At 70.1% G+C, this 22,102-nt stretch carries 22 protein-coding genes; 11 read left to right on the top strand and 11 right to left on the bottom strand.

What is annotated here, in order from left to right; all coding sequences use genetic code 11:
- Nucleotides 1-52 precede the first annotated feature (52 nt).
- From OHS58_RS31830 to OHS58_RS31805, 6 genes are all read left to right on the top strand, one after another.
- Nucleotides 53-493, top strand: a complete 441-nt coding sequence (locus OHS58_RS31830; RefSeq protein WP_328644961.1) for a GNAT family N-acetyltransferase — start codon at nucleotides 53-55, stop codon at nucleotides 491-493.
- A 39-nt stretch (nucleotides 494-532) separates the two neighbouring features.
- Nucleotides 533-1,216, top strand: coding sequence for a metal-dependent transcriptional regulator (locus tag OHS58_RS31825; RefSeq protein ID WP_247058286.1), 684 nt, complete (start codon nucleotides 533-535; stop codon nucleotides 1,214-1,216).
- A 68-nt stretch (nucleotides 1,217-1,284) separates the two neighbouring features.
- Nucleotides 1,285-2,118, top strand: coding sequence for an LLM class flavin-dependent oxidoreductase (locus OHS58_RS31820; RefSeq protein WP_326944624.1), 834 nt, complete (start codon nucleotides 1,285-1,287; stop codon nucleotides 2,116-2,118).
- A 72-nt stretch (nucleotides 2,119-2,190) separates the two neighbouring features.
- Complete coding sequence (locus OHS58_RS31815; RefSeq protein ID WP_326944623.1) at nucleotides 2,191-2,535, top strand: transcriptional regulator; 345 nt, start codon at nucleotides 2,191-2,193, stop codon at nucleotides 2,533-2,535.
- Nucleotides 2,536-2,586: 51 nt separating this feature from the next.
- The gene (locus tag OHS58_RS31810) at nucleotides 2,587-3,645 is read left to right on the top strand and encodes a zinc-binding dehydrogenase (protein WP_328644960.1); all 1,059 of its coding nucleotides are present in this window, start codon (nucleotides 2,587-2,589) and stop codon (nucleotides 3,643-3,645) included.
- Between the two features lie 54 nt (nucleotides 3,646-3,699).
- Nucleotides 3,700-4,326, top strand: a complete 627-nt coding sequence (locus OHS58_RS31805; protein WP_247058276.1) for an alpha-ketoglutarate-dependent dioxygenase AlkB family protein — start codon at nucleotides 3,700-3,702, stop codon at nucleotides 4,324-4,326.
- Here the strand turns inward: OHS58_RS31805 and OHS58_RS31800 are convergent.
- Nucleotides 4,323-4,895, bottom strand: a complete 573-nt coding sequence (locus tag OHS58_RS31800) for an ArsR/SmtB family transcription factor (protein WP_328644959.1) — start codon at nucleotides 4,893-4,895, stop codon at nucleotides 4,323-4,325. The two genes, OHS58_RS31805 and OHS58_RS31800, sit on opposite strands and share 4 nt — an antisense overlap.
- Before the next feature lie 88 nt (nucleotides 4,896-4,983).
- On the opposite strand from OHS58_RS31800, the gene OHS58_RS31795 reads away from it, so the two are divergent.
- Nucleotides 4,984-5,340: a hypothetical protein gene (locus OHS58_RS31795; protein ID WP_326944619.1), complete on the top strand. Its 357-nt coding sequence runs from the start codon at nucleotides 4,984-4,986 to the stop codon at nucleotides 5,338-5,340.
- A complete protein-coding gene (locus OHS58_RS31790; RefSeq protein ID WP_328644958.1) occupies nucleotides 5,333-5,557 on the top strand; it encodes a hypothetical protein in 225 nt (74 codons plus the stop codon). Before OHS58_RS31795 ends, OHS58_RS31790 begins: the two co-directional genes overlap by 8 nt.
- 32 nt (nucleotides 5,558-5,589) lie before the next feature.
- Here the strand turns inward: OHS58_RS31790 and OHS58_RS31785 are convergent, their stop codons facing one another.
- The 5 genes from OHS58_RS31785 to OHS58_RS31765 are packed head-to-tail and all read right to left on the bottom strand — an operon-like array spanning nucleotide 5,590 to nucleotide 9,825.
- Nucleotides 5,590-6,423 (bottom strand): biotin-dependent carboxyltransferase family protein, encoded by an 834-nt coding sequence (locus tag OHS58_RS31785; protein WP_328644957.1) that lies wholly within the window; start codon nucleotides 6,421-6,423, stop codon nucleotides 5,590-5,592.
- Complete coding sequence (locus OHS58_RS31780; protein ID WP_328644956.1) at nucleotides 6,420-7,028, bottom strand: 5-oxoprolinase subunit B family protein; 609 nt, start codon at nucleotides 7,026-7,028, stop codon at nucleotides 6,420-6,422. The genes OHS58_RS31785 and OHS58_RS31780 overlap by 4 nt, the downstream gene beginning before the upstream one ends.
- Nucleotides 7,025-7,777, bottom strand: a complete 753-nt coding sequence (locus OHS58_RS31775) for a LamB/YcsF family protein (RefSeq protein ID WP_328644955.1) — start codon at nucleotides 7,775-7,777, stop codon at nucleotides 7,025-7,027. Before OHS58_RS31775 ends, OHS58_RS31780 begins: the two co-directional genes overlap by 4 nt.
- Nucleotide 7,778: 1 nt before the next feature.
- A complete protein-coding gene (locus OHS58_RS31770; RefSeq protein ID WP_328644954.1) occupies nucleotides 7,779-8,573 on the bottom strand; it encodes a putative hydro-lyase in 795 nt (264 codons plus the stop codon).
- A gap of 10 nt (nucleotides 8,574-8,583) precedes the next feature.
- Entirely contained in the window at nucleotides 8,584-9,825 is a 1,242-nt protein-coding gene (locus OHS58_RS31765; protein ID WP_247058259.1) for an MFS transporter, read from the bottom strand.
- Nucleotides 9,826-9,942: 117 nt separating this feature from the next.
- Between OHS58_RS31765 and OHS58_RS31760 the strand changes: the two genes are divergently transcribed.
- Nucleotides 9,943-10,674, top strand: a complete 732-nt coding sequence (locus OHS58_RS31760) for a GntR family transcriptional regulator (RefSeq protein ID WP_247063703.1) — start codon at nucleotides 9,943-9,945, stop codon at nucleotides 10,672-10,674.
- 262 nt (nucleotides 10,675-10,936) lie between these two features.
- Here the strand turns inward: OHS58_RS31760 and OHS58_RS31755 are convergent, their stop codons facing one another.
- The 5 genes from OHS58_RS31755 to OHS58_RS31735 form a co-directional block, all read right to left on the bottom strand.
- Complete coding sequence (locus tag OHS58_RS31755) at nucleotides 10,937-12,301, bottom strand: ricin-type beta-trefoil lectin domain protein (RefSeq protein ID WP_328644953.1); 1,365 nt, start codon at nucleotides 12,299-12,301, stop codon at nucleotides 10,937-10,939.
- Complete coding sequence (locus tag OHS58_RS31750; protein WP_328644952.1) at nucleotides 12,298-14,163, bottom strand: ricin-type beta-trefoil lectin domain protein; 1,866 nt, start codon at nucleotides 14,161-14,163, stop codon at nucleotides 12,298-12,300. Before OHS58_RS31750 ends, OHS58_RS31755 begins: the two co-directional genes overlap by 4 nt.
- Nucleotides 14,160-15,203: a ricin-type beta-trefoil lectin domain protein gene (locus OHS58_RS31745; RefSeq protein WP_328644951.1), complete on the bottom strand. Its 1,044-nt coding sequence runs from the start codon at nucleotides 15,201-15,203 to the stop codon at nucleotides 14,160-14,162. The genes OHS58_RS31750 and OHS58_RS31745 overlap by 4 nt, the downstream gene beginning before the upstream one ends.
- Nucleotides 15,204-15,307: 104 nt before the next feature.
- Complete coding sequence (locus OHS58_RS31740; RefSeq protein ID WP_328644950.1) at nucleotides 15,308-16,540, bottom strand: family 16 glycosylhydrolase; 1,233 nt, start codon at nucleotides 16,538-16,540, stop codon at nucleotides 15,308-15,310.
- A gap of 1,106 nt (nucleotides 16,541-17,646) precedes the next feature.
- Nucleotides 17,647-18,882, bottom strand: a complete 1,236-nt coding sequence (locus OHS58_RS31735) for an ROK family transcriptional regulator (protein WP_326944607.1) — start codon at nucleotides 18,880-18,882, stop codon at nucleotides 17,647-17,649.
- 131 nt (nucleotides 18,883-19,013) lie between these two features.
- On the opposite strand from OHS58_RS31735, the gene OHS58_RS31730 reads away from it, so the two are divergent.
- Both OHS58_RS31730 and OHS58_RS31725 read left to right on the top strand, forming a co-directional pair.
- Nucleotides 19,014-20,201 carry an ROK family transcriptional regulator gene (locus tag OHS58_RS31730; protein WP_326944606.1) on the top strand — a complete coding sequence of 396 codons (1,188 nt, stop codon included), beginning with the start codon at nucleotides 19,014-19,016 and terminating at the stop codon, nucleotides 20,199-20,201.
- A 316-nt stretch (nucleotides 20,202-20,517) separates the two neighbouring features.
- Complete coding sequence (locus OHS58_RS31725; RefSeq protein WP_328644949.1) at nucleotides 20,518-22,074, top strand: ABC transporter substrate-binding protein; 1,557 nt, start codon at nucleotides 20,518-20,520, stop codon at nucleotides 22,072-22,074.
- The last annotated feature ends 28 nt before the right edge of the window (nucleotides 22,075-22,102 follow it).

The raw sequence follows: 22,102 nt of genomic DNA, 5'->3' as shown, positions 1-22,102 counted from the left end.
CCTCCTCCGCGCTCGACCCTAACGACCACCACCGACAGAAACGGGAGGCGAAATGCCCGTCCGCGACGCCGTCGTCGAAGACATCGAGGAGATCTGCGCGCTCATCGAGGAGCACGCCGTCTACGAGGACAAGCACGACCTCAAGCTGGACCGCGCCGAGATGAGCGGTCACCTGTTCGGGCCGGCGCCGAAGGCCTGGGTGCTGATCGCGACCCCGCCCGGCGAGCCCGGCACGGTCGCCGGCTTCGCCTTCTGCAGCTGGAACTTCTCCACCTGGGAAGCCAAGCCGGGGATCTGGCTGGACGACCTGTTCGTGCGTCCCACGCAGCGGCGCCACGGCCTCGGCGGCGCGCTGCTCGCCGAGCTGGCCGCCCGCACCGACGGGCGCGTCGAGTGGGACATGCAGGCGGGCAACGAGAAAGGCGAGGCGTTCTACGCCCAGCTCGGCGCGGAACCGGTCCCCGGCTGGATCCGCTACCGCTGGCGGCCGTGAGGCGCACGGCGAAAGTACGCGGCCCGTATCGTATGCGGCATGGGAGATGGTTCGGTCCGGAGATCCTCGTCGGTCGAGGACTACGTCCGGGTGATCTACGGCCTGGTCGAGCGCGGTGAGCCCGTCACCAACACCTCGCTCGCCGGCCGGCTGGAGGTCAGCCCGTCCTCGGCGTCGGGGATGGTCACGAAGCTGTCCCAGCTCGGCCTGGTCACCCACGTGCCCTACCGCGGCATCGAGCTCACGGCCGACGGCCGGCTGCTCGCGCGGTCGGTGCTGCGCCGGCACCGGCTGATCGAGACGTACCTGGTCTCCGAGCTCGGCTACACCTGGGACGAGGTCCACGCGGAGGCCGACGCGCTGGAGCACGCGGTGTCCGACCGGCTGGTCGAGCGCATCGCGGCCAAGCTCGGCAACCCGGTCCGCGACCCCCACGGCGACCCGATCCCGGCCGCGGACGGCAGCGTCGAGGAACTGTCGGTCCGCATCCTGGACGACCTGGAGCCGGGCGCGGTCGGCGAGATCGTCCGGGTCTGGGACACCGACCCGGAGCTGCTGCGCTACCTGACCGAACACGCGATCAACCTGGGCGAACGCATCGAGGTGGTGGAACGCCAGCCGTTCGGGGGACCGATGGTGGTCAAGGTGGGGTCACCCCCGGAGGTGGCCACCCACGCGATCGGCAAGGAGATCGCGCAGGCCCTGTCAGTCACGCTGCGCTAGCCGACGTACGTCCGGGTGACGTCCTGGAGCGGATGTGGTGACACCGCCGTGCCGCCGATCATGGCCGCATGACCACTCCGTTCCGCTTCGGCATCGTCGCCGGCTATGCCCCTGACCTCGGTGCCTGGACTGCTCAGGCGCGGCGGGCCGAGGCACTCGGCTTCGACACCCTGCTCGCCACCGATCCCGTCTCCGGGGGTGACCCGTTCGTGCTGCTCGGGGCCGCCGCCGCGGTCACCGAGCGGATCACCCTCGGTACCTTCGTGCTCGCCGATCCCTTCCGGGACGCGCGGGTGCTCGACTGGCAGGCGCAAACCCTCCACCAGCAGACCGGCGGCCGGTTCGAGCTCGGGCTGGGTGCCGGGCGGCCCGGTGCCGACGCGCACGCCGCGGTGCTCGGGCGGGAGTTCGGCTCGCCGGGTGAGCGCGTCACACGGATGGCCGAAACGATCGCGCTCCTCAAGCGATCGATCGACCGGCCGCGGCTGCTGCTCGCCGCAAGCGGGCCGAAAATGCTGGCGCTCGCCGCGCAAGAAGCCGACATCGTCACCTTCTCGTGGGCGCCCACGACCACGGAAGACCAGGCCCAGTCCATTGTGGATCGATTCCGAACGCTCGCCGGGCCGCGGCTGCCGGAGATCGAGCTCGGGCTGAACCTGATCGCCGTCGGTGACGAGCCGTCCCAGCAGGTGGTCCGCTTCGCCGGGGTGGACCTCCCCGAGCTGGCGGCGATGGGTGCGGTCACCGTGCTGCCGTCGGATCCGGGCCGTGCCACGGAAAACCTCCGCCGGTGGCGGGACCGGTGGGGGATTTCCTACGTCACGGTCAACTCCGGCCACATGGCACCCTTCGCCGCGATCGCGGACCACGTCAGGACTTCCGGGGCGTTCGCAGGTGGGTGAGTGGTCTTCCGATCTCGCCGAAGCAGGCCTACGCTCCAATTTTCGGTTTCGGGAGTGCTTCGGAGCGATGTGATGACCGGTCAGCGAACACACACGATCGACCGGGGGGAACAGGCGGAACTCGACCGGCTGCTGGCCGTTGGGCCCTTCGCCGTGGCACTGCGGACGGCGATCCGGCATCGCGGCCTCGGCCTCGACCGGATCCGCTATCGCTTGCGCGGCAGGGGAACCACGGTCAGCTTGGCCACCCTCAGCCACTGGCAGTCCGGGCGGTGCCGGCCCGAACGGGTGGAATCGTTGGAGGCGCTGAGAAACCTCGAGGACATTCTCAACGTGCCCGATGGTTCACTCAGCAAACTGCTCGGGCCACCGCGGCCGCGGACCCGCTTCCACCCGCAGCCGCCGCCGCTCAACTGAGCGACGGCAACGGAAACCCGCTCACCTGAGCGGCTCGGTTAGGCTCGCGATATGCGAGCTGTGGTGATGGCGGAGTTCGGCGTCCCGCCCCTGGTCCAGGACGTGCCGGAACCGGTCGCGCCGCCCGGCGGGGCCGTCATCGAGGTCGACGCCACCGGCGTGTGCCGCAGCGACTGGCACACGTGGCAGGGACATGACAGCGCGGTGACACTGCCGCACGTCGCCGGCCACGAGCTCGCCGGCCGCGTCGTCGCGCTCGGCGAAGGCGTGCGCGGCTGGGCGCTCGGCGCGCGCGTCACCGTGCCGTTCGTCTGCGCCTGCGGCACGTGCGCCCAGTGCGCCCGTGGCGACCAGCAGATCTGCGATCGCGAGTTCCAGCCGGGCGCGACGCACTGGGGGTCGTTCGCCGAGCGCGTCGCGATCGGGCACGCCGAGGTCAACCTGGTGGCGCTGCCGGACTCGCTCGGCGCGGCCGAGGCGGCGGCGCTGGGCTGCCGGTTCGGCACGGCGTTCCGCGGGGTGCTGCGGCAGGGCCGGGTCACGGCCGGGCAGTGGGTGTCGGTGTACGGCTGCGGCGGCGTCGGGATCTCCGCCGTGCTGCTCGCCGTCGCGGCCGGGGCGAAGGTGGTCGCGGTCGACGTCTCGCCGGCCGCGCTCGAGCTGGCGGCGAAGTCGGGAGCGGCGCTGACGGTCGACGCGTCGGCGTTCGACGGCCACGAAGCCGTCGCCGCGCACGTGCGCGAGCTGACCGGCGGCGGCACGCACGTCTCGCTCGACTGCCTCGGCTCGCCGTCGACCTGCGCGGCGTCGGTGGGCAGCCTCCGCAAGCGCGGGCGGCACGTCCAGGCCGGGCTGATGCCGCCGGCGCAGGGCGTCGCGCCGATCCCGATGCACCGGGTCATCGGCGGCGAGCTGGAGCTGGTCGGGATCCACGGCCTGCAGGCCCACGAGTACCCGGAGCTGCTGCGCGTCGTCGAGACGTCGGGCATCGACCTGGCCGCGCTGATCGGCCGCCGGATCAGGCTCGACGACGTCCCGGCCGCGCTGGCCGAGATGAACGACCCGGTGCCGGCGCGGGCGGGCGTCACCGTGGTGACGTTCGGTGCGTGATCCACGGCACGTTGCCGGAAGTCGGCGGCGGGAGTCGCTGGCACAATCGAAGTAGTGGACGCTCTTCTGCCGAGACCCCGCGCCGAACTGGCGCCGGGTGCGGTGCACCTGCCCGACTGGCTCGATTTCGACGCGCAGCGCGACCTCGTCGCCGCCTGCCGCGGCTGGCCCGGCTACCGCAACACGACCTACCCCAACGGCGGCGTGATGTCGGTCAAGACCGTCTGCCTCGGCTGGCACTGGTACCCGTACGGCTACTCGCGCACGACCGACGACGGTCGGCCGGTGCTGCCGTTCCCGGACTGGCTCGGCGACCTCGGCCGCCGCGCGCTGGCGGACGCGTACGGCGAACCGGCCGAGGACTACGAGCCCGACACCGCCTTGGTCAACTTCTACGCCGCGAAGACGAAGATGGGGCAGCACCAGGACAAGGACGAGCAGAGCGCGGCCCCGGTGGTGTCGCTCAGCCTCGGCGACACGTGCGTCTTCCGCTTCGGCAACACGGAGTCGCGCAACAGGCCGTACACCGACGTCGAACTGCACTCGGGCGACTTGTTCGTCTTCGGCGGGGCCTCCCGGTTCGCCTACCACGGCGTCCCGCGGACGTTGCCGGGCACGGCGGACCCCGCGCTCGGCCTGACCGGCCGGCTGAACATCACGCTGCGGGTGTCCGGGTTCTAGGCGCTGTCCGTCTCCGGGACCATGACCAGCCGGACGGCCAGCGCGCGGGACCCCTCGGGGTGCTCGCCCGGCGCGGTGACGTACCTCCAGATCAGGTTCTGGTACTCCTCGACGAACGACGCGATCTGGTCCTTCGTGAGGCGCAGGCCGGAGCGGTGGATCTGGTTCCAGCCCTCGGCACTGTCATACCCCGCGTACGCCCGCGTGACCAGGCCGATGTCGTGGCTCATCTTGAGCGCGCCCAGCTTCAGCGCGGCTTCGCGCTCGTCCGGTGTCATCTCCAGGCCGGGTGGCGTGAAGATGTCCTTCGACAGTGCCTTCCACCAGCGCTCGCGGCCGGTGGAGCGCTCCTCGATCTCCGCGATCAGGTCCAGGTCGGCGAGCTTGCGGAGGTGGTAGCTGGTCGTCCCAGTGCTCTCGCCGAGGGCTTTCGCGACGCTCGTCGAGTTCGCTTCGCCGTGTTCGCCCAGGTAGGACAGGATGTCGCGGCGCACGGGGTTGGCCAGGGCCTTGTAGAAGGCCTTGAGATCCGCGCCGGTGAGGACCCGCCGCTCGGGACGTTCGACCATGCCCGGAGCGTACTACAGAGACTGTTTGCAAAGAATCTCTGCATTCGGCTACCTTGGGTTCCGGGGGTACGAGACTTCGGGGGTTTCGATGCGGAAGGTCTTCTGGGCGGCGGGATTGTGCCTGCTGCCGTGGATCGCGGTACTGGGGATGACACTGCCGGACGTCTATCCGGCGCAGCACTGGAGCCTGGCGTGGACGGGCTTCGACGCGGCGGAGGCGCTCGGCCTGCTCGCGACGGCCTGGCTGCTCGGCCGCGGCGACCCGCGGATGCCGTTCGCCGCGATCGGCACGGCCACGCTGCTGCTGACCGACGCCTGGTTCGACGTCGTCACGGCCGGCGACGACGTCGTGTTCTCGCTGCTCATGGCCGGGCTTGAGGTGCCGCTGGCCCTCGCGTGCCTGTCGGTGGCCCTGCCGCGGCCGGCGGTCCCGGCCCATGTCTGAGCTGAGCCCGCGGCTGCGCGACGAGATCGACGACCAGGTCGCGGAGGCCTTCGACGCCTACCTGGCGGAGTCCGGCCTGGCACGGCGACGGCGGCGGGCCTGGCCGGTGCTGGTCGCGATGGCTCTGGGGGTCATCGCGACCGGCCTGGCCCCGGGCGCGGCCTGGGCGATCTGGCTCGCGGTCACGGCCTGGGTGGTCTGCCGCAGCTTGTCGTGAGTGTTTAGGGCGGTTCTAACCGCCCTAAACACTCACGAGGCCCGGAAGCGGAGGGTCTGGCCGGGGCGCAGCTGGGCGGCGACGTCCAGGTCCTCCTCGTCGACGACGGCGATCACCGGGTAGCCGCCCGTCGTGGGGTGGTCGGCGTGGAACAGGATCGGCTGGCCCGACGGTGGCACCTGCAGCGATCCCGGCACGCACGGCTCCGACGGTAGTTCGTCGTGGCGGGTGCGGGAAAGGGGAGGGCCGGTCAGGCGGATGCCGACGCGGTCCGAGTCCGGTGAGACCGTGTACACAGTGGACAGCAGCCGCGCCGGGTCGGTGAACCAGTCGCGACGCGGGCCCGGCGTCACGCGCAGCACCGGCGACACCGGCAGGGGCGCGCGAGGCGCGAGATCGACTGTTGGGAACCCGGGCGGCGGAGATCCGATCGGCAGCAGCATTCCCGCGGCGAGAGGCGGCGGGCCGAGCTTGCCGAGGGTGTCCGTCGACCGCGAGCCCAGCACCGGTGGGACGTCGATGCCGCCACGGACCGCGACGTAACAGCGCAGCCCGGTCGACGCCATGCCGAGCGCCAGTTCCTCGCCCGGCCGGAGTGTGATCGGCCCGTTCAAGCCGCCCTTCGACAGCGGGCAGTCCGCGCCGGTCACCGCGATCGTCGTCAACGCCGTCGCGCGCAGCACCAGGCCGCCGAGTGTGACCTCCAGGCCCGCGGCCCCCGACGGGTTGCCGACGAGCCGGTTGGCCAGCCGGAACGAGCCGCGGTCGGCGGCGCCCGAACGGCTGACGCCGAGGGCCGCGTGGCCGGGGCGGCCGAGGTCCTGCACGGTCGTGGCGAACCCGGGCCGGAGGATCTCGAGCTTCACGAAACCTCCCGGAAGCGCACGCGCGTTCCCGGCGGCAGCAGGTTCGGCGGGTCGCGCTCGACGTCCCACACCGGCGCCTCGGTCCGTCCGAGCAGCCGCCAGCCGCCCGGCGACGCGCTCGGGTACACCGCGCTGTACTCGCCCGCGATCGCCACAGAGCCGGCCGGGATGCGCGTCCGCGGCGACGATCGGCGGGCCACGTGCAGCACCGGGTCCGCGCCGGACAGGTAGGCGAACCCGGGCGCGAACCCGCAGAACGCCGAGACGTACGACCCCGCGCTGTGCCGGGCCACGACCTCCGCGACCGACAACCCGGTCTCGGCCGCGACCTCCGTCAGGTCCTCGCCGTCGTACACCACCGGGATGACCACCTCGTGCGCGTCGACAGGCTGACTGTCCACAGGGGACACTTGACGCAGCAACGCGCCCAGCCGGTCAGCGGAGGTCATCGCCGGGTCGAAACGGACCAGCAGCGTCCGCGCGGCCGGAACCAGCTCTTCGACACCAAGAGGCGGCGTCTGCGCCAGCGCGGCCTGATAACCCAGTACGTCGTCGACCTCCACGAGCACCGCGCGCCGCCCGCACGGCAGCAGCCGGACGGTCATCCGGTGAACGCGGTGAGCGGCACACCCGCGTCGGTCAGGCCGTCGCGGATCTGCCGGGCCAGCTCCACCGCGCCCGGCGTGTCCCCGTGCACGCACAGGGAGTCCGGGCGCAGGTCGAGCTTGGCGCCGTCGGCCGTGACGACCCCGCCGCCGGTCGCCATGGCCACCGCGCGCTCGGCGACGGCGCCGGGTTCGTGCAGCACGGCGCCGGGCTGCTTGCGCGACACCAGGCGGCCTTCCGCGGTGTAGGCCCGGTCGGCGAACGCCTCGGCGTACGCCACCACCCCGACTTTTTCCGCCTCCCGCTGCATTTCCGAGTCCGGCAGGCAGAGCAGCGCGAGCGCCGGGTCGTACCGCCGCAGGCCCTCGACGATCGCCGCGGCCTGCTCCGGGTCGGCCGCCGCGGTGTTGTACAACGCGCCGTGCGGCTTCACGTACGTCACGCGGCTGCCGGCCGCGCGGGCGAACGCGTCGAGCGCGCCGATCTGGTAGAGCACCTCGTTGGCCAGGTCCTCCGGGGCGATGTCGAGCGCGCGCCTGCCGAACCCGGCCAGGTCGTGGTAGCCGACGTGCGCGCCGATCGCGACGTCGCGATCGGCCGCCAGCTCGCACACGTGCCGCATCACCGACGGGTCGCCGGCGTGGAAGCCGCACGCGACGTTCGCGCTCGTGACGATGTCGAGGACGGCTTCGTCGTCGCCCATCTTCCAGGCGCCGAAACCCTCGCCGAGGTCGCTGTTCAGGTCCATTTCAGCCCACCCGGTATTCGCTGTCGTGGCGGTCGGTGATGAACATGTACCCCGGCGCGTGGGTGATCGCGTACGGCGGCCGCGACGCCATCAGCGCCGCCTGCGGGGTGACCCCGCAGGCCCAGAACACCGGGACGTCACCGTCGGCCGCGTCCACCGGATCACCGAAGTCCGGCCGCGAAAGATCTTCGACGCCCAGGGTACGCGGGTCCCCGATGTGCACCGGCGCGCCGTGGACGGCCGGCATCGCGCGGGTGATGCGGATGGCGTCGTCGACGCGGTCCTCGGGGAGGTACCGCATCGACACGACCATCGGGCCGAAGAGCCGCCCGGCGGGCTCGCACGGCCGGTTCGTCAGGTACATCGAGACGTTGCGGCCCTGCTCGACGTGCCGCAGCGGGATGCCCTCGGCGGCCAGCGCCGTCTCGAACGTGAAGCTGCAGCCGATCGAGAAGGCGACCATGTCGCTGCGCCACAGCCCTGTCGCGTCCGAGACCTCGCCGGCGAGCACGCCGTTCTGCCAGATCCGGTAGCGCGGCAGGTCGGTGCGCAGGTCCGCGCCGTCGGCCAGCTTGGTGCCCGGGTCGCCGGGGTCGGTGACGTCGAGCAGCGGGCACGCCTGCGGGTTGCGGGTGCAGAACAGCAGGACGTCGTAGGCCCAGTCCTGCGGCACGGCGATCAGGTTCGTCTGGGTGAAGCCGCCGGCCCAGCCCGTCGTGGGGCGGGCCGTGCCGCGTCGGAACGCCTGGCGGGCTTGCTCCGGCGTGAACGTGGCTGGTTCGTCGAAAGTCGTCATGAGTTCCCCCTCAGTCAACGAGTTCGATCCCTCGGGTCTCGGGCAAGCCCAGCAGGGCGAGCGCGGCGATGGCGTAGCCGATGGCGCCGAACACGATCGCGCCACCCGCGCCGAGGAAGCCGACGACGGTCGGGAAGATCGCGCCGACCGCGCGGCCGAAGTTGTACGTGAAGCCCTGGCCGGTGCCGCGCACCGTCGTCGGGTACAGCTCGGCGAGGTACGCGCCGAAGCCGCTGAAGATCGCGGACATCGAGAAGCCGAGCGGGAAGCCGAGCACCAGCACGAGACCGTTGGCGCCCTTGGGGATCTGGGTGTACGCGACGATCAGCCCGGCCGACAGGATCGCGAAGGTCAGGAAGGTTTTCTTGCGGCCCATCAGGTCCGTCAGGTAGCCGCCGCAGACGTACCCGACGAACGCGCCGGTGATCAGGAACGCGAGGTAGCCGCCGGTGCCGATGACGGTCAGTTCGCGCGTCTTCTTGAGGTACGACGGCAGCCACGTCGAGATCGTGTAGTAGCCGCCCTGGACGCCGGTCGCGAGCAGCGCGGCGAAGAACGTCGTGCGCAGGAGGTCGCGGTGGAAGATCTTGACCAGCGTGCCCTTGACGCGCTCGCCCTTGAGACGTTCCTCCGCGCGGGGCGCGTCCTTGACGCTCTTGCGGACCCAGAGCACGAGCAGCGCCGGGATGACGCCGGTCCAGAACATGATGCGCCAGGCCAGGTCGGGGCTCGCGAGGCTGAACACGACGGTGTAGACGATCACCGACAGGCCCCAGCCGACCGCCCACGCGCTCTGCACGAACGCCACGGTCCGGCCGCGGTAGCGCGCCGAGGAGTACTCCGCGACCAGCGCCGCGCCGGCCGCCCACTCACCGCCGAAGCCCAGGCCCTGCAGCGCGCGGAAGATCAGCAGCGTCTCGAAGTTGGGCGCGAACCCGCAGAGCACGGTGAACACCGTGTACATCGCGATGGTGATCTGGAGCGTGCGGACGCGGCCGATGCGGTCGGCCAGCATGCCGGCGCCGATGCCGCCGACGGCCGACACGACCAGCGTCGTCGTGCCGAGCAGGCCGGCTTCACCGCTCGAAATGCCGAAGTACGCGGTGATCGCGGCGAGCCCGAGGGGCAGGGTCTGGTAGTCGAACGAGTCCAGGCCGTACCCGCCGAACGCGCCGGCGAAGGCGAGCCGGCCGCGTTTCCCCAGTGTGCGGAACCAGTCGAACGGCCGGGCCTCGGTTGCTGTGGCAGTCATGTCGGGCACCTCCAGGCCAGTGTCTCATCGTGGCGTGCCTCACACAGTAAGGATTGTTCAACAATTCCACAAGAGTGCAATTCGATCGTCCCCTGCGTGACGGGTACCATCGTCGCCGTGGTCATCGAAGACAGCGTGGTCCCGGACCTTCCCGGCCTGGAGGCCGATCGCGGCCTGGTCAGCCGCAAGAGCACCGCCGAGCGGGTGGCGGGCGTCCTCCGCAAGCGCATCGCGGAGGGCTTCTTCCTGCCCGGCGGGCGGCTGTCGGAGCAGGACATCGGCAACGCGCTCGGTGTCTCGCGCAACACGCTGCGGGAGGCGTTCCGGCTGCTCACGCACGAGCGGCTGCTCGCCCACGAGCTCAACCGCGGGGTGTTCGTGCGGATCCCGAGCATCGAGGACGTCGTCGACATCTACCGCGTGCGCAAGATCATCGAGTGCGCCGCGGTCCGGGGCGTGACGGCGAAGCCGGCGTCGTTCCCGCGGATCAAGGAGAAGGTCGACATCGGCGACGAGGCCGCCCGCAACGGGAACTGGAAGGACCTCGGCACCGCGAACGTCTGGTTCCACCAGGAGCTGGCCGCGCTGTCGGGCAGCGAGCGCGTCAACGAGCTGGTCGGCCGGCTCACGGCCGAGCTGCGGCTGGTGTTCCACATCATGGCCGAGCCGCGCCGCTTCCACGAGCGCTACCTGCCGCGCAACCACGAGATCCTGGACCGCGTCGAGGCGGGCGACGGCCCGGGCGCGGAGCAGCTGCTGATGAAGTACCTGGAGGACGCGGAGGAGCAGCTGGTCGAGGCGTACGCCGACCGCGCGGCCGCCGCCCGGGCGGCGATCGCCGTCGAGTAGTGCGTCTTCGGGCACGCTTGCGGTCCGGACGGGCCGAGCGCGGCGTTTCCGGGCCCCGGACTGGATAACCTCAGCGCGGTTTCGCCGCCGGATACCCCCAGCGGCCCGCGAAACCCGGCTGCCGGGGCGTGACCACCCCCAGGGTCACCCCCGGCAGTTCCGAAACGGCACGCGGCACCCCTGAACGCCGAAGTCCGTGAATGCCACATTGACGGACACTGTGTCCCTCGATGTGGCATTCACGGACTTCAGAGGTGGTGCGTCAGCCGGCGTAGCGGGCGAAGATCCTCGTGAAGTCCCACGCCTGCTGGGAAACGCCCGAACACGTGTCGTCGTTCGGGTAGGCGCCCGGGCAGGGGCGGTCGCGGTTCGCGGACCAGAACGTCAGCCGGGCCAGGTGGTGCGTGTTCGCGTAGGCCAGGATGGTGGTGAAGTCGGCCAGGGTGACCGTCTCGCTGTTGTCCGTGATGCCGTTCATCGACGAGATGCCCATGTGCCGGTAGGCCGTGTCGTCGTCGTAGCCGTAAGCCGACTTGACGACGTTCTTGAGGCCTTCCGCCGCGCGCTGCGTGAGCGTGCCCATGTTCTGGCCGGCGCCGCCGAAGTCGAACGGCATGATGACCCAGCCGTCGACCGTGAGCCCGGACTGGGCCGCGCGGTTCACCAGGCTGTTGTCCGGCCCCGACTGCCCGGTGCCGAACGTGACGTACAGCTTGATGCCCGCGTTGTTCGCCCGGATCGTCTTCAGCGCGTCGACCGTGCGCTGCTGCACCGTCGGGTTGCTGTAGGCGTCGGCCTCGATGTCGATGTCGATCGCCTTGAGGCCGTAGGCGCTGATCACCTTCTGGTACGCCGCCGCCAGCTCACCCGCGCTGCCGCACGACGACTCCAGCTTGTTGCCGGAGTAGCCGCCGAACGACGGGATGACGTCGCCGCCGCCCGCGCGCACCGTGTTGATGGTGTTCTGGTCGACGCCGCCGGTCAGCGCGCGGCCGCCGTCCCACTGCGGGTTGCAGTAGCCGTTGGACAGCACGAACGCCAGCGTGAACCACTTGACGCCGGTGGCGTTCTGGATCGTCGCCGGGCTCGGCGGGTTGCCCCAGCCGTTGTAGAGGTACGGCGCGACGGCCATCACGCCCGGCCCGGACGGCGGCGGGGTCGTGCCGCCGCTCGGGAGCGTCCACTGCTGGTTGGCGCTGCTCGCACACGTCCAGATCTGCAGCCGCGTGCCGTTCGCCGAGCTGTTGCCGGTGGCGTCGAGGCACTTGCCCGACCCGGTGTTGACGAGGTTCTTCGCCGCGTTGGCCGTCCACTTCTGGGCGTTGGAGCCGTTGCAGTCCCAGAGCTGGATCAACGCGCCGTTCGCCGTGCCCGCGCTGGTCACGTCGAGGCACTTGCCCAGCGCCTGCAGGGATCCGTCGCTGCCGACTGTCCACTGTTGAGCGCCGCTGCCGTTGCAGTCGTAGAGCTGGATCGCCGTACCGTTGGCGGTGCTCGCGGCGTTGACGTCGACGCACTTGCCGGCGATTCCGGTGATCGGGCCGGTCGCCGCCTGCGCGACTCCTGGTGCGAGCACCAGTGCCGACGCCGCGGCTACCAGCGCGCCGAATGCTGCCAGTTTCTTCATGCGGGCACGTTCCACTTCTGGTTGGCGGCGCCGGTGCAGGTCCAGATCTGCAGCCGGGTGCCGTTCGCGCTCGAGTTGCCGGTCACGTCGACGCACTTGTTCGACGCCGCCCCGACGAGGTCCTTGGCCGCCGTCGCCGCCCATCTCTGATTGGCCGTCCCGCCGCAGTCCCACAACTGCAGCTGGGCACCGTCCGCTGTGGACTGTCCGGTCACGTCGAGGCACTTGCCCAGCGCGCGGAGCGTGCCGTCGGTGCCGACCGTCCACTGCTGCGCGGCCGAGCCGTTGCAGTCGTAGAGCTGCACGGCCGCGCCGTTCGCGCTGCTGCCGCTCGCGACGTCCAGGCACTTGCCGCCGAGGCCGGTGATCGGCCCGGTCTTGCCGGTGCCGCCACCGCCGCCGGTGCCCTGGTTGCCGGCCCAGGTGAACGTCGCCGACGTGTGGCCGGGCAGGTTGTAGGTGAACGACGAGTTGCCCCAGTTCACCCGGACGCTCTGATTGCCGGTGCTGGTGTTGTACGCGATCAGTGCCTTCGAGCCGTCCGGGTTCTTCCAGGCGACGTTGCGGACGGTCGAGTTGTCGTTCGAGTCGATCCGGACCGCGCCGGGCTTCACGAACTTCGTCAGGTGACCCATCGTGTAGTACTCGACGGTGTAGTCGACCTGGCCGTTGCGGCCGTCGCCATTGTGGACGGTCACCAGGCCGGTGCACGTGTCACAGCCGCCGTTGTGCGGGTTGTGCGCCTGGTCCATCGCCAGGCTCCACTTGGTGACCGTGCGGCTCCAGTTGCGCGTGTAGTCGACGATGTTCGTCATGTCCTCGGCCTGCTGGTTCGACACCCAGGTGCCGCCGGAGTGCTCGGTCGAGTACGCGTTGACGCTCGGGTACTGGTTGTGCACGGTCGTCTGCTGCGAGACGTTGCCGCCGTAACCGTGCCACGCCATGCCGCCGAAGTTCGGGTCGTTGCGGATGGCGGCGTCGTCCATTGTGGGCGCCGCGAAGGACTGGTACTGGTCCCAGTTCCAGTCCAGCGCGAGGACCTTTGTGGACAGTCCGGCGCTGTGCAGCGCGGGCAGCAGGTTGGTCTTGGTGAAGTACGCCAGGCCCGCGCCGTTCCAGTTGGTCGACGGGTAGCTCGCGCAGCACGTCGGTTCGTTCTGTACGGTCAGGTAGTTGATCGGCACGCCGGCGGCCTGGTAGGCCTGGACGTACTTGACGAAGTACTGCGCGTACGCCGGGTAGAACTGCGACTCGACCCAGCCGAGCAGGTAGCTGTCGTTGTCCTTCATCCACGGCGGCGCGCTCCACGGCGAGGCCATGACCTTGATCTGCGGGTTGAGCTGCAGCGCCTGCTTGGTCAGCGGCAGCACGTCCGCCTGGTCGTGCGCGATGGAGAACTTCGCCAGGTTCGGGTCGGTCTGCCCGGCGGGCACGTCGTCGAACGTGTAGCTGTTGCGCGCGATGTCCGACGCGCCGATCGGGTTGCGCAGGAAGCTGATGCCGATGCCCGCGTTGGGGTCGAACAGCTTCTGCATCACCGAGTTGCGCGTGCTGGCGCTGAGCAGGTTGCTCGAGTTGAGCAGCCACGCGGCGGAGTCGGTGAACGACGCGCCGGCGCCCTCGAACTGCTGGTAGGTGGTGTTTTCGTTGACGTTGATGGTCTGGCCGCCGGTGCCGGTGCCCGCGGTGAAGCTGATCGGCGTCTGCTGCTGCAGGCCACGGGTGACGTTGACGCCCTTGGCGTCGTCGGTCGTGGTGAGCCAGACGTTCACGGCTTCGCCCGCGGCCTGCGCGGGCACGGCGAAGGCGGCCGCGGCGAGCGCGGTCACGCCCAGCAGGGAAAGGAGAGAGCGTTTTCTCATGGGAGCGTCCACTTCTGGTTCGCGCCGGACCCGCAGGTCCAGATCTGGAGCCGGGTGCCGTTGGCCGAGCTGTTGCCGGTGGCGTCGAGACACTTGCCGGAGCCCGCGTTGACGAGGTTCTGCGAGCCGTTCGCCGACCACTTCTGGGCGTTGCTGCCGTTGCAGTCCCACAGCTGGACGGTGGTGCCGTTGGCCGTGCCCGCGCTGGTGACGTCGAGGCACTTGCCGAGCGCGCGGATCGTGCCGTCGGAACCGACCGTCCACTGTTGAGCAGTGGTGCCGTTGCAGTCGTAGAGCTGGACGGCGGCGCCGTTGGCGGTGCTCGCCGCGTTGACGTCGACGCACTTGCCGCCGACGCCGGTGATCTGCCCGCCGCCGGCGGGCGGCGGGGTGGTGGTGCCGCCGGCGAACTGCGTCGCGACCTGCTCGCCGAGACTGGTGGCGTTGTTGTGGTTCTCGATCGGGTTGACGTGCGTGTTCGGGAACACGATGTACGTCACCGGACCTTCGGTGCCGCCGTTGCTCGGGTCGGGGTTGATGCCGAGGTTGACGGCGGTGGCGTAGGAGGCCTCACCGATGATGCTCGTCGGCCCGGTGTCGCCGACCACGGCGTAGGTGACCTGGTTGTTGTAGATCACCGCCACGACCGAACCGCCGTCGATGCCGTAGTTGCGGTAGTCCCATGTGGACGTCGGCTGCGGCAGCACGATGTAGGGCAGCTGGGCCGCGTTGAGCGGCTGGTCGGTCGAGGTGTGGAACGCGGTGTCCGGGTAGAAGCAGCAGTCGGTCTGCTCGTTGCACTGCGTGGTACGGACGCCGTCGCAGTCGATGTCCATGTCGGCCTTGAAGAACACCGCACCGTTGGCCTGGCAGACGGGCACGGTCGCCGCGCCGCCTTCGTCGAAGGAGTACTTGCCGTTCGAGATCTGCTGGCAGGACGTCGTTTTCGCGAGCAGCTGGCTCGCGGACGGACCCGCCTCGACCGCCGCTTGCGCGGAGGTGGACGTCAGGAAAGAAAGCGCTAACAGGGCACACCCCATTAGCGCGACGAGAAATCGCCGCACTTGGATTCTCCTGTGGGGTAAGGGCTCGTGAGTGCGTAACAGTGTTAGAACACTGTTACGCACTCACGAGGGGGACCGGGTCAGGGAGTGGTCCACTTCTGGTTCGCGCCGCCGCCGCAGGTCCAGATCTGCAGGCGGGTACCGTTCGCACTCGAATTGCCGGTGGCGTCGAGGCACTTGTTCGCGTTGGGGTTCACGATGTCCTTGGCCCCGCTGATCGCCCACTTCTGGGCGGCGGTGCCGTTGCAGTCGTAGAGCTGGACCGCTGTCCCGTCGGCAGTGCCGGCGGCGTTGACGTCCATGCACTTGCCGAGGGCGCGGATCGTGCCGTCGGTGCCGATGGTCCAGTTCTGCGCGGCGTTGCCGTTGCAGTCGGTGATCTGGATCGGCGTGAGGTTGGCGGTGCTGGCGCCCGCGACGTCGACGCACTTGCCGCCGATGCCGGTGATCCGCCCGGTGCGCCCGGACGGCGGGGTGGTGCCGCCGCCGGTGTCGTTGGTGACGTGGACGTAGTCGACGACCAGCTGCTGCGGGAACGTCGTGCTGCTGTTGGGGTCGCCGGGCCAGTACCCGCCGACGGCGAGGTTGAGGATGATGAAGAAGTTGTGGTCGTAGACCCAGCGGTTGCCGTTCAGGTCGGACGGCGTGCGCGTCTGGTAGAGGTTGCCGTCGACGTACCACTTGATCTGGTTGGGCGCCCAGTCGACGGCGTAGGTGTGGAAGTCGTCGGAGAAGTTGGGGCCGTTGTAGGCCGCGCCGATGCCGCCGGAGCCGGAGTAACCCGGGCCGTGGATGGTGCCGTGCACGGTGTTCGGCTCGAAGCCGACGTTCTCCATGACGTCGATCTCGCCGTCGGTCGGCCAGTTGCCGCCGCCGAGCATCCAGAACGCCGGCCACATGCCCTGCCCGCGCGGCAGCTTCATGCGCGTCTCGAAGTGGCCGTAGGCCTGGCTGAACTTGCCGGAGGTGTTCATCCGCGCGGAGGTGTACTCGCAGCGGCCGTACCAGCAGTTGTAGTTGCCGGGGTTTTCCTTCTTGGCCGTGATCACGAGGTGGCCCTGGCCGTCGAGCTGGGCGTTGTTCGTGCCGGAGGTGTAGTACTGGCGTTCGTGGTTGTTGACGTTGTCGCCGGTTTCGAGCTGCCACTTGGAGCCGTCGACGGCGGACCCGGCGGGGCCGTTGAAGTCGTCGGTGAAGGTGGCCGCGGCTTCGGCGGCGGGTGCGGTCAGTGCCTGCTGCCCGAGGACGAGCAGCGAGCCGACGGCCAGTAGCGCCGCTGCTCTTCGCAACTTGCGGAATTTCGAGGTGGACATCTTTGTCGCCTCTCTCACCGTGGGGACCGGCGTTCCGCGCGCAGCACGGAACGCGGGGAGGGGAGGGTGGCCGTGCATGCCGGGGCGGCGGCAGGCGTGACCGGGCATCGCGGTGCCGTCCGCGGTCCGGGGCGGGTGGATCGCGGGCGACGAAGGGTTCTACAGGGCTTTGTTGTGCCTGGCAACAAAGTATGCATGGTCCAGACAAGTCGGGCAACAGTCGGACCGTCATTTTTTTTCAACCCGAATTAAGGGTGGGTTGCTGACGGGTGTGGGCGGCTCGAGGTGCTGTTGAGCTGCGGAAGGTCCGGTTCCCGCTCAGCGGGGCATGGCGGTTGTCCACAGGGTTGTCGGGTTGTGGATGGGGGGTGCTTCTGGTGGGGCTTTTGCCCTGGGGTTGTCGGGTGGGGTCGATACGCTGGAGCGGGGATGGACCCCCTGGGGAGGGTGGGCGCTGTTCGGGTGGGCGCTGCTCTGGTGGGCGCTGCCAGTGCAGTGGTGGACGCGGTTCGGACGGGTGGGCGCTGCTCGGGTGGGCGCCGCTCTGGAGCCGCGAGGGCTGTGCGGTGGTGGACGCAGTTTGGGCTTGGTGTTCGGAATTTCAGCTGTGGCGACGGCCCGATCAGGGGGCATCCACAGCCCCGCCGGGTTGTGGACAAGTGGGCGCCTGACCTGGTCTTCTGCAGCCTTTTGTCGGTCGGCGCCGATACGCTGGTGCGGGGATGGACCCCCTGGGAGGGTGGGCGCTGTTCGGGTGGGCGCTGCGCGAAGCCGCCGCGAGAACCTGGCTGTGGAGCCGGCGGCCGCTGCTCGGGCGGGCGGGCGTTGCTCGGAAGGCGGGCGCTGCTCGGGAAGACGCTGCGCGAAGCTGCCGCGAGAACCTGGCTGGCGGAGTCGGCGGCCAGTTGCCAGCAGCGGCCCGGCCCGGCCGGCCTCCCGGCCCGGCAGAGCCGGCCTCAGGCCGAGCCGGCCTCCCGGCCTGGCAGAGTCGGCCAGCCGCGGCCCAGCCCAGCCTCAGGCCGCGTCGACCCCAGCCTGGCCGAGCCAGCCTGGCCGAGCCAGCCCATCCGGGCCAGCCCATCCGGGCCAGCCCAGCCCAGCGGGCCTCAGGCCGCGTCGGAGTTTGATGCTCCTGGCTTGGCTAGCCGGGATGTCGCTCCCTGCTCCAGCAGGTCCGCCACCGGCAGCGTCGCCGCGCCCGTCGCTACCGCGTCCAGACCGAGAGACCCCAGCTGGATCGACGTCTGGCTGAACGGGTGCCGTAGCGCGTGTTCCCCGGCGGCCTCACGAATGCGCGGCAGGAGCTGCTCGCCCAGGGCCAAGCCCGCCCAGCCGCCGATCACGATGCGCTCCGGGTTGAACAAGTTGATCAAGTTCGCGATGCCCGCGCCCAGGTAGCCCGCCGTGTCGTCCAGGACTCTCGCCGCCGTTTTCGACTTCGGGGCCGCCTCCAGCAGGGCCGAGAACTGGGCCTGCTCGTCCGCTCCCGGGATGTCCTTGCCGCGCGCCTTCCGGTACCGCGTCAGCACGCCCTCCGCGCCGATGTACGCCTCCAGGCAGCCGTGTGCGCCGCAGCGGCATTGTGCGCCGCCGTACGCGATCGTCGTGTGGCCCCACTCGCCCGCGCTGCTCGTCGAGCCGCGGTACGTCGAGCCGTCCGCTACCACCGCCGCGCCTACGCCCGAGCCGATCAGCGCTATCACCGCGTGCTTCGCGCCGCGGCCCGCGCCGAACCACATCTCCGCCTGGCCCTGGGTCTTCGCGCCGTTGTCGACGAACAGCGGCAGCGTCACCCCGGCGTCGCGCAGCAGGTCCGTGAGCGGGACGGCGTCCCAGCCGACCGTCGGCGCGTGCACCAGCACCCGCTCGCCCTGCTCGACCGTGCCCGGGACGCCGATGCCGACGCCGAGCACGGCGGAGTCCCCGATGCCCGCGCTGGCGAACACCTCGCGCAGCCCGGACGTCACCTGCTCGACCGCGGTCGCCGGGTCCGGCGCCGCCGGGAGCGGGTGGTCGACCGTCGCGAGGCGGTTCATCGCCAGGTCGAACAACTCGATCTTGACGCCGGTCTCGCCGATGTCGACGCCGACGACGTGGCCGTACGCCGGGTCGACGCGCAGCAGCACGCGCGGGCGGCCGCCGTCCGATTCCACCTGGCCCGCTTCGGTGATGAGCCGTTCCTCGCCCAGCTCGGCGGTGACGTTGCTGACCGTGGCGGCACTCAGTCCGGTCAGCTGGCTGAGCTCGTGCCGCGACAGCGGGCCGTCGAAGTAGAGTTTCGACAGCAGCAGGGAACGATTGTGCCGCCGCAGATCGCGGACGGTGGTGCGCTTGCTCGCCATGGGCAACCCATCTGAACTCTTACCGGCTACTGACAGGATGCCTGATCACCCTAAGTTGTGGCCATGTATTAACTGGTGAACTAAGTCCCGAACTGATGGTTGCACCGCATGTGTCTGGCACAATCCCCACCGTGACCCAGGTGGTGCGGCAGACGACCAGAGACCTCCGGCGGCACAACCGTGCGGCGCTCCTCTCCACCCTCTACCTCCACGGCCCCGTCAGCAGACTGGAACTGGTAGCTGAATCGGGACTGTCGGCCGCCACCGTTACGAACGTCGTGGCCGAGCTGATCGCGGACGGCGTCGTCGCCGAAGCCGGATCGGTCGAATCGGACGGCGGACGGCCGCGGACGCTGCTGGCCGTGCGGCCGGATTTCGGCCACGTCGTCGGCGTCGACGTCGGCGAGACGCACGTCGAGGTCGGCCTGTTCGACTGCGCGCTCGGGACGCTGGGCACCGTGCGCCACCCCCTCGTCGGCACGCGGCTCGACCCGGGTGAGGTCGCCGCGCTGGTGCGCGCCGGCATCGCCGAGGTGCTCGAGGGTGGGGACGCCGCCGCGGTGTTCGGCGTCGGCATCGGCGTGCCCGGGGCGGTCCGCGACGGCGGGATCGTCCACGCGCCCACCCTCGGCTGGCGCGGCGTGGCCTTCGCCGACCTCATCCGCCCGCACGTCGTCGCGCCGTTGCACCTCGACAACCGCGCCCGCACGCTGGGCCAGGCCGAGAGCTGGCTGGGGGCCGGCCGCGGCGCCGGGCGCGCCATCGTCGCGCTGCTCGGCGTGGGGGTCGGGGCCGCGGTCGCCACGGCCGGGCCGTCCCACCCGGGCATCACGACCAGCGAGTGGGGGCACACGGTCGTCAAGGCGGGCGGTGCGGCCTGCCGGTGCGGGTCGCACGGCTGCCTGGAGGCCTACGTCGGTACCGAGGCGGTCGTCCGGCACTACGCCGATCGGGTGGGGAAAGATCCCGTCATCGGGGACGAAAGCGACGCCGAACTGGCTCATATCGTGGCCGAAGCGCAGGTCGCCGGGCCGGCGGCGGAGGTGCTGGCCGAGACCGGCGAGTACCTCGGGATCGGCATCGCGAACCTCATCAACCTGCTCAGCCCCGACCGGGTGGTGCTTTCCGGCTCCGCAGGGGCGATCATGGGTCCGGCGATCCTGCCCGCCGTGCGTGACGCGGTCGGCCGGCACGCGCTCGACTACCTCGCCGGGCGCACCGAAGTCGTCCTCGGCCGGCTCGGGCCGGAGGCCGTCGCGCTCGGCGCGGCCACCCTGCCGGTCGCGCAGCTGCTCGCCGCGGGCGGCCGGACCGGCTGAAACCCCTTGCGTCGCAAGGGGTAAACCGCCGGTCGGCCCAAGCCTGCGAGTTCTTTCAGTACTTAAACTTAGGTACAAAACGTTACCGCCGTGTTATTGACGTGACCCGAGTCACCCGGGTTGACTCGTGGCGTCGTTCGGTCGCCGGCGGTCGGGGCTCGCTACCAGTCGACACGGAGTAGTCGTCGATGACCAGGAGGAACCGATGCGAGTCAAGCGCTCCATCGTCGCAGCGCTAGTGGCACTAATGGCCCTGGGGGGCTTGACCGCGTGCGGGGGAGGTAGCTCGAGCGCAGGTCAGGGCAACCCCAACGCCGTGCTCAACGTGGGGATGCCGAACGGCCCGCAGTCGGAGAACAACAACCCGTTCCTCGAGACGTCGGCCGCGGCCAACCTCGGTTACCGGTGGACGATCTTCGAACCCCTCGTGATGCTCAACCGCGTCAAGCCGCAGGAGCCCGGCAAGCCGTGGCTGGCGACGAAGTGGGATTGGTCGGACAACTACAAGAAGCTGGTCCTGACCGTCCGGGACAACGTGAAGTTCTCCGACGGCCAGCCGATGACCGGTGACGACGTGGCCTACACGTTCGGCCTGCTGCGGGACAACAAGGCGCTGAACATCGACGCCGTCCCGTACAAGGACATCACCGCGGCCGGCAACCAGGTCACGCTGAGCTTCGACAGCTCCCAGTTCGTCAACCAGGTCAAGATCCTGCAGACGATCGTGGTGCCGAAGCACATCTGGCAGGGCATCAAGGACCCGGCGCTCGACACGATCAAGAACCCGGTCGGCACCGGCCCGTACACGCTCAAGTCGTTCACCCCGCAGACGGTGATCGTCAGCCAGCGCGAGGGCTACTGGCAGGAAGCGCCGAAGGTCAAGGAGATCCGCTACACGTCCTACACGGACAACAACGCGCAGGTCTCGGCGCTGGCCAGCGGTGCGGCCGAGTGGAGCTTCGTCTTCATCCCGAACTACAAGGCCGTCTACACGAACAAGGACCCCGAGCACTACAAGCTCTGGTTCCCCGCGCAGCTGGCCGTCCACGGCCTGTGGTTCAACACCGAGAAGGCCCCCTGGAACAGCGCGCCGCTGCGCCAGGCGATCAGCAAGGTGATCAACCGCGACGACATCTTCAACCAGGGCGAGGCGGGTTACTTCTACCCGAAGAACGACCAGGTCACCGGCATCCCGACGCCGGCGGGCGACCCGTTCATCGCGCCGCAGTACCAGGGCCAGACCGTCAAGGTCGACGTCGCGGCGGCCAAGGCGCAGCTCACCGGCGCCGGCTTCACGTTCAACGGCGACAAGCTGCAGGACCCGTCCGGCAAGCCGGTCACCCTCAAGCTCACGGTCCCGTCCGGCTGGTCGGACTACATCACCGACCTGGAGATCATCAAGGACAACCTGTCGCAGATCGGCATCACCGCGACGGTCGACAAGATGAACCAGGACGCGTGGACGAAGTCGGTCGACACCGGTGACTTCGAGGGCCTGATGCACTGGACCAACGACGGTGCGACGCCGTACGACATGTACCGCGACGTCATGGACGGCAACCGCTACAAGCCGACCGGCCAGGGCAACATCAACGGCAACTACGGCCGCTTCAAGAACGACGAGGCGACCAAGGCGCTCGAGACCTACGCCAACGCCGAGGACGACGCCTCCCGCACCGCCGCCATGGCGACGCTGCAGAAGATCATGATCGACCAGCAGCCGATGATCCCGACGTCGGCCGCGAACTCCGGTGGCGAGTACAGCACGAAGAACTGGACGGGCTGGCCCGAGGAGGCGAACCCGTACGCCCCCGCGCAGCCCACCCTGCGCAACGCGCTGGACATCATCCTGCACCTGAAGCCCGCGGCCTGATCGATGGCGGACTCAGGTGTGAAGACCG

The sequence above is a fragment of the Amycolatopsis sp. NBC_00348 genome (assembly GCF_036114655.1).
In the GTDB taxonomy this organism is placed as follows: Bacteria; Actinomycetota; Actinomycetes; order Mycobacteriales; family Pseudonocardiaceae; genus Amycolatopsis.
This window is presented reverse-complemented; position numbering and strand designations above follow the sequence as displayed.